This window comes from Streptomyces milbemycinicus (assembly GCF_002154605.1).
GTDB classification, from domain to species: domain Bacteria; phylum Actinomycetota; class Actinomycetes; order Streptomycetales; family Streptomycetaceae; genus Streptomyces; species Streptomyces milbemycinicus.
Genome location: NZ_MUNE01000702.1, coordinates 1 through 5,170 on the forward strand (window position 1 = coordinate 1; position 5,170 = coordinate 5,170).

Genomic DNA, 5,170 nt, shown 5'->3' on the forward strand with positions numbered 1-5,170 from the left:
GCCCCCAGGTCGGGGGCCTTCCTCGGTTGCTCAGCCTGCATCAGGCAGAGATCGGAACCATCTCGGTTCCCTCTGCTCCCTTGGCTTCCTCCTCAGCCTTCGCCCGCTGCGCTGCCCGTTCCGCATCGAAGTCCTCCCAGCGGCTGACGATCTCCCACTCCATACCCGTAAGCGGCTTCGGCTTCTCGTACAGCTTTCCGTGCAACGAGATCGGCGTGATCGGTGAGAGCACCTGAGAAGACTTGGAGGGCACATCCCAGTACGTGATGCCCTGCTGCTTGATGTTCTCGATCAGGTCGCCGGGATCGATGGCCAGGACGTCATGTCCGAAGTACGCCTTGACCTTGTGCTTCTTCAGCCATTCACGCCGTTCGTCGACACTCGACCGCTCCCACCACTCCGCGTAGCTCTCGCCCGTACCCGTCCAAACGGTCACCGGCTTCGGCCCCTCCTGGTTGGTGACCTTCTCTCGGTCCTGGGCAAGGCTGGCGACTTGCGAGGCGTACGCGACGGCGCTGAGCTCGTCCTGCTGGAGTTCCTTCAGGAGCTGGTTCATCTTGCCGTCGATCACGGCGAGCTTCGCCGCACGGCTGTCGTCGATTGTCGTCTTCGACTCCATCCATTCCAAGTGGCCGATCTCGCCCAACAGGGTCGACTCCAGCCAGGGGTACAGGTCTTCGGCCCAGAACCTCTGCTTCGGGCATGCCTGGATGCCCTTGCTCTTGTTGCCGTGACAGCGGTACCGCTCGCGCTTGCCCTTGGCCGGGTCGCCCTTCACGAAGTAGAGGGCGCTTCCGCACAACAGGCAGAACGTCACGCCCACTGTCGGCGACGTAGAGCCCTTCTGCTTCTTGTACTTGACCGAGGCGACGGCTTCCGACAGCTTCGTCCACTCCTCCTCGTTCAGTACCGGCTCAGAGCGCATGACAGGTGTGCCGTCGTCGTTGCGGGCTACGGCGCCACTGGCGCGTACGTACTCCCCGAGCAGGGAGCGGCTGATCAGTACGGCTTGCACTGTGGTCGGCGTCCACCTGGCTCCCCGAGGCTTCGGGTCGGCCAGCCGAGTTGTGCTCTCGCCTGCCGCCGCGCGGATGCGAGCGATGTCCTGAGCCGTGGGTACGCCTTGCTCGTTCAACCAGTCGGCGACGGCCGAGAAGCTCGGCTTCTCGATGAAGCGCCGGATCATCTCGATCAGCGTCGGGCCGTACTCGGGGTCGAGTTCCAGAGTGAAGCCTGCGTCGCCCTTCACTGCTCTGCGTCCGAACGGGACAAGGCCGCCCGGCCAGCGGCCGGTCTTCCGCATGGTCTCCCGGGAAGCCTTGTTGCGGGCCTTGATGGCGTCCAGCTCGGCCTCTGCGACCACAGCCAGGATCTTGGCGATGGTCTTGCCCCACGGCTTCGAGAGGTCGAATCCCTCCTCGCAGGAGATGAGGCCCTTACCGTTCGCCTCGCACCACTCGATGATGTCCGAGAGATGGCGGACCGACCGCGCGATGCGGTCGATCTTCAGGATGATGATGTGGTCGAACTGGTCCTTCTTGTTGTTGAGCCAGTCGCCCAGGGACGGGCGTACCCACGGCGAGATGGACGCCGACACGTCGATGTCGACGGCGAAGTCGACCAACTCCATTTCCTCCGCGTCCGCACGCTTGCTGATGCGGGTGCGTTGCGTCTCCTCCCCCGTCTGGTTCTCGTTGCCGACGGACAGACGGACCACGCCAAGAGCCCTGGGCTTCTCGCTCACGCTCTTCCCTCCCCCACAAGGGGCGGCCCTCCCTGGCCGCCCTCACGTAGCGGGAAATCTATAGACAGTTCCGACCGTCCTCTTCCCCGACGGTTCGACCCTCACCAACCCCTCCCTCGCCCAGGTCAAGGCGAAGATCGGGGGCTGAGCCCCCACCAGGGACCAGCCGCCCCCGGGCTCAGGCCCGGGGCAGCGGCTCCCCGTACCAGAGCTCGATGAGACGGGCCGCGATCGAGATCCCCGAGGGCGGAAGCACCTCGCCGGACTTGAACGCGGCCCGCAGCTCGTCCCGCGAGAACCAGCGCGCCTCGTGGATCTCCTCCCCGTCCACCTGGATCCGGGAGGAGGTCGCGCGCGCCATGAAGCCCAGCATCAGGCTGGAGGGGAACGGCCACGGCTGGCTGGCCACATACTCGACGTCGCCGACCGTGACGCCCGCCTCCTCCGCCACCTCGCGGACCACGGCCTGCTCGATCGACTCGCCCGGCTCGACAAAGCCCGCGAGCGTCGAGAAGCGCCCCTCGGGCCAGTGCATCTGGCGGCCCAGCAGCGCCCGGTCCTGATCGTCGGTCACCAGCATGATCACGGCCGGGTCGGTCCGCGGGTAGTGCTCGGCCCCGCAGGCCGGGCAGCGGCGGATATGTCCCGCCGCCGCGATCACCGTGCGCTCGCCGCAGCGTGAGCAGAAGCGGTGCAGCCGCTGCCAGTTCTCCAGCGCCACCGCGTGCACCAGCAGCCCGGCGTCCCGCGCCGACAGCAGGGCGCCCGCCTCCCGCAGCCCCGCGGGGCGCGCCGACTGGTCCATGCGACCCGGCAGCGCGTCCTTCTGGAGTGCGAAGTAGCGCACGCCGTCCTCGTCGGTGCCCAGGAAGTAGCGGTGGGTCTCGGTGGGCGGGGCTTCGAAGGACGGGGTCATGACGAGTTCGGTGCGCCCGTCCGGCGTGTCGTCGACCAGCGCCTGACCGCCGGAGACCACGAAGACCCGCGTCGTCGGGTGGCTCCACGCCGCGGCCAGCCACGCCTCGTCCAGGCGGTGGTGGGCGGCACGGTCGATACCGCTCGCGCCGCTGAGCGTGATCGGTTGGGCGGCGGTGCGATCGGTCCAGGTGGTCACGGCTGCTTCCAACTCCCCCTGAGAAACGGGTGCTTTACATACATACGCGCTACACTGGCCGGTTTTGCGTGAGTTCGCCCCACAGGTACGCGGCCGTCTCGGCGCCCTTCAGGAGCAGATCGAGCTCGACCTTCTCGTTCGGCGCGTGCCAGCCGTCGGAGGGCACCGAGATGCCCAGGAACAGCACCGGCGCGCCGAGCACGTCCTGCAGATCGGCGGCCGGGCCCGAGCCGCCCTCCCGGGTGAAGCGGATCTTCGTACCGAAGGCCCGTTCCATGGCCCGCGCCAGCGACTGGAGCGCGGGGTGGTCCAGGGGGGTCAGACAGGGACGGGTCGCGTTCCCGAAGGTGATCTCGTGGCGGATCCCGTCCGGGATCCGGGCCGCGACCCACTCCCGCACCGCCAGCTCGACCTTGTCCGCGTCCTGGCCCGCCACCAGCCGGAAGGACAGCTTCAGCTGGGCGTACGACGGCACGATCGTCTTGCCGCCCGGCCCCTGGTAGCCCCCGCCGATCCCGTTGACCTCCGCGGTCGGGCGGGCCCAGATCCGCTCCAGGGTGGTGTGGCCCGCCTCGCCCAGCGTGGCGTGTGAGTGCGCGGAGCGCAGCCAGGCGCCCTCGTCGAAGGGCAGCTCGGCGAACAGCTCGCGCTCGCGGTCGGTCAGCTCCACAACGCCGTCGTAGAAGCCGGGTATCGCCACCCGGCGGTCCGCGTCGTGCAGGGCGGCGGCCAGCCGGGCGGCCTCGGTGGCCGGGTTCGGGACCGCGCCGCCGAACGAGCCGGAGTGGATGTCCTGGTCAGGCCCATGGAGATCGATCTGGCAGTCCGCGAGCCCGCGCATACCGGTGCAGACGGTCGGGGTGTCCTCGGACCACATCCCGGTGTCGGAGACGATCACGGTGTCGCAGGCGAGCCGGTCGGCGTGCGCCCTGATCAGCTCGGCGAAGTGCGGCGAACCGGACTCCTCCTCGCCCTCGACGATCAGCTTGAGGTTGACCGCGGGGGCGGTACGGCCGGTCGCCGCGAGGTGGGCCCGTACGCCCAGGGTGTGGAAGAAGACCTGCCCCTTGTCGTCGGCCGCACCGCGCGCGTACAGCCTGCCGTCCTTGACCGTCGGCTCGAAGGGCTCGGTGTGCCAGCCGTCCTCGCGGGCGGCGGGCTGGACGTCGTGGTGCCCGTAGACCAGCACGGTCGGGGCGTCGGGGTCGTCGGACGGCCACTCGGCGAAAACGGCCGGCGCCCCGGCCGTCGGCCATGTCTCGACCACCGGGAACCCCGTGGCGGTCAGGCTCGCCGCCAGCCACTCCGCGCTGCGCCGGACGTCGTCGGCGCGAGCGGGGTCGGCCGACACGGACGGGATGCGCAGCCACTCGGCGAGGTCGTCGAGGAACGCGGCGCGGTGAGCCTCCACGTAGGCGCGGACGGCGATGTCCGTGTCCGGGGTATTACTCATGCACTTGAGCCTATCCGGCCCGGGAGGGTGCCAGGGCCGGGGTCCGCGCGCGGCCGCTGCCGCTATGTGTTCTCCGTCACGTGTTCACCGTGGGGTTCATGGGGTGCCTCGTGGGGTTCATGCGGCTGGGTGTGCTCATGCGTCTCCTGTGGCTCGCCGAGCAAGATGCGCTCCAGCTCCGCCCGGCCCGGCAGGGCGGCCGGGCGGACGGTCTCGCCGCTGCGTACGTAGACGAACGCCGCGGAGACCGCCGACAGGGGCAGGCCCTGCTGTTCCGCCCAGGCCAGGCGGTAGACCGCCAGCTGGAGCGGGTCGGCGTTCTGCGACCGGCCGGTCTTCCAGTCGACGATCTCGTACCGCACCCCCGGCCCGCCCCCCACGGCCCGCGGCGCGCGGTACACCGCGTCGATCCGGCCCCGGATCGTCCGGCCCGCCAGCGCCAGCTGGAACGGCGCCTCGACGCGATAGGGGGTGCGATGCGCGTACGGGGTGCGCGCGAACGCCTCCTTGAGCTCGGCCAGGTCCCGCTCGTTCGCGATCTCCGGCTCGTCGTCCTCGCCGCCCGGCAGTTCGTCCGGGCCAAGGAACGGAAGCGGCAGCGCCTCGAAGCGTGACTCCACCCACGCATGGAAACGGGTGCCGCGGCGCGCGGCGGGGCGCGGCGGGCGCGGCATGGGGCGGGCCAGCTCCCGCGCGAAGCCGTCGGGGTCGGCGGCCAGGCGCAGCAACTGCGAGGCGCTGAGCGTGTACGGCATCGGCACGTCCCGCACCGTGGCGCGGGCCCGCCGCAGCTCGCCCGCGAGCGCGTCCAGGTCCCGGTCCCAGGAGGCGACCAATCGCGCCTCCTCGGGCGGCGGGC

Annotated in this window: 4 protein-coding genes and 1 pseudogene; 1 reads left to right on the top strand and 4 read right to left on the bottom strand. The window is 70.0% G+C overall.

The genetic code is table 11. From position 1 onward, the window contains the following. Window positions 1-40: 40 nt before the first annotated feature. Window positions 41-1,744: a recombinase family protein gene (locus CCN51_RS43385; RefSeq protein WP_078610459.1), complete on the bottom strand. Its 1,704-nt coding sequence runs from the start codon at window positions 1,742-1,744 to the stop codon at window positions 41-43. A 64-nt stretch (window positions 1,745-1,808) separates the two neighbouring features. Here CCN51_RS43385 and CCN51_RS43390 point away from each other — a divergent pair. After that, a pseudogene (locus tag CCN51_RS43390) lies at window positions 1,809-1,892 on the top strand (NrdH-redoxin); the annotation flags it as partial. A 30-nt stretch (window positions 1,893-1,922) separates the two neighbouring features. Here the strand turns inward: CCN51_RS43390 and nudC are convergent. From nudC to CCN51_RS43405, 3 genes are all read right to left on the bottom strand, one after another. Further along, the gene (nudC, locus tag CCN51_RS43395; protein ID WP_014176638.1) at window positions 1,923-2,858 is read right to left on the bottom strand and encodes an NAD(+) diphosphatase; all 936 of its coding nucleotides are present in this window, start codon (window positions 2,856-2,858) and stop codon (window positions 1,923-1,925) included. A 49-nt stretch (window positions 2,859-2,907) separates the two neighbouring features. Further along, a complete protein-coding gene (locus CCN51_RS43400; protein WP_014176639.1) occupies window positions 2,908-4,311 on the bottom strand; it encodes a dipeptidase in 1,404 nt (467 codons plus the stop codon). 62 nt (window positions 4,312-4,373) lie between these two features. Beyond that, window positions 4,374-5,170, bottom strand: a 797-nt coding sequence (locus tag CCN51_RS43405) for a PD-(D/E)XK nuclease family protein (protein WP_143676084.1), incomplete at its 5' end; no start/stop codon positions are given.

Coding starts and splice junctions, on each gene's coding strand:
- CCN51_RS43400 (WP_014176639.1), bottom strand. CDS start 4,311: ATGAGTAATACCCCGGACACGGACATCGCCGTCCGCGCCTACGTGGAG.